General features: G+C 50.8%; 1 rRNA gene. It reads right to left on the bottom strand.

Annotated elements, in window-relative coordinates:
- Positions 1 to 1,326, bottom strand: a 23S ribosomal RNA gene (locus IE116_RS25745); the annotation flags it as partial.

The following is a 1,326-nucleotide window of genomic DNA, read 5'->3' as shown; positions in this document are numbered from 1 at the left end:
ATCCGTCCCCCCATCGCATTAAACAATGGTGCAGGAATATTAACCTGCTTCCCATCAGCTACGCATCTCTGCCTCGCCTTAGGGGCCGACTCACCCTACGCCGATGAACGTTGCGTAGGAAACCTTGGACTTACGGCGAGAGGGCCTTTCACCCTCTTTATCGCTACTCATGTCAGCATTCGCACTTCTGATACCTCCAGCATCCTTTACAAGACACCTTCGCAGGCTTACAGAACGCTCCCCTACCACGCATGGAAATCAATCCACGCATCCGCAGCTTCGGTATATTGCTTAGCCCCGTTACATCTTCCGCGCAGGACGACTCGATCAGTGAGCTATTACGCTTTCTTTAAAGGATGGCTGCTTCTAAGCCAACTTCCTGACTGTCTATGCCTTCCCACTTCGTTTCCCACTTAGCAATATTTGGGGACCTTAGCTGGCGGTCTGGGTTGTTTCCCTCTTGAGTCCGGACGTTAGCACCCGGTGCTCTGTCTCCCAAGCTGTACTTCCAGGTATTCGGAGTTTGCAATGGTTTGGTAAGTCGCCATGACCCCCTAGCCATAACAGTGCTCTACCCCCTGGAGTAATACTTGAGGCACTACCTAAATAGTTTTCGGGGAGAACCAGCTATTTCCAGACTTGTTTAGCCTTTCACCCCTATCCACAGCTCATCCCCTAATTTTTCAACATTAGTGGGTTCGGTCCTCCAGCACGTGTTACCGTGCCTTCAACCTGGCCATGGATAGATCGTCTGGTTTCGGGTCTACACCCAGCGACTAGTCGCCCTATTCGGACTCGCTTTCGCTACGCCTTCCCTATTCGGTTAAGCTTGCCACTGAATGTAAGTCGCTGACCCATTATACAAAAGGTACGCAGTCACGGAACAAGTCCGCTCCTACTGTTTGTATGCATGCGGTTTCAGGATCTATTTCACTCCCCTTCCGGGGTTCTTTTCGCCTTTCCCTCACGGTACTGGTTCACTATCGGTCGATTACGAGTATTTAGCCTTGGAGGATGGTCCCCCCATGTTCAGACAGGATTACACGTGTCCCGCCCTACTTGTCTTACGCCTAGTTCCACAACAGAAATTTCGGGTACAGGACTATCACCTGCTATGGCCAGACTTTCCAGACTGTTCCCCTATCACTGATGCTAAATCGTAAAGGCTGTTCCGATTTCGCTCGCCGCTACTTTCGGAATCTCGGTTGATTTCTTTTCCTCGAGCTACTGAGATGTTTCAGTTCACCCGGTTCGCCTCGCATACCTATGTATTCAGTATGCGATACAGCCGAAGCTGTGGGTTTCCCCATTCGGAAATCTACGGAT

The sequence above is a fragment of the Pigmentiphaga litoralis genome, assembly GCF_014651835.1.
GTDB classification, from domain to species: Bacteria; Pseudomonadota; Gammaproteobacteria; order Burkholderiales; family Burkholderiaceae_B; genus Pigmentiphaga; species Pigmentiphaga litoralis.
This window is presented reverse-complemented; position numbering and strand designations above follow the sequence as displayed.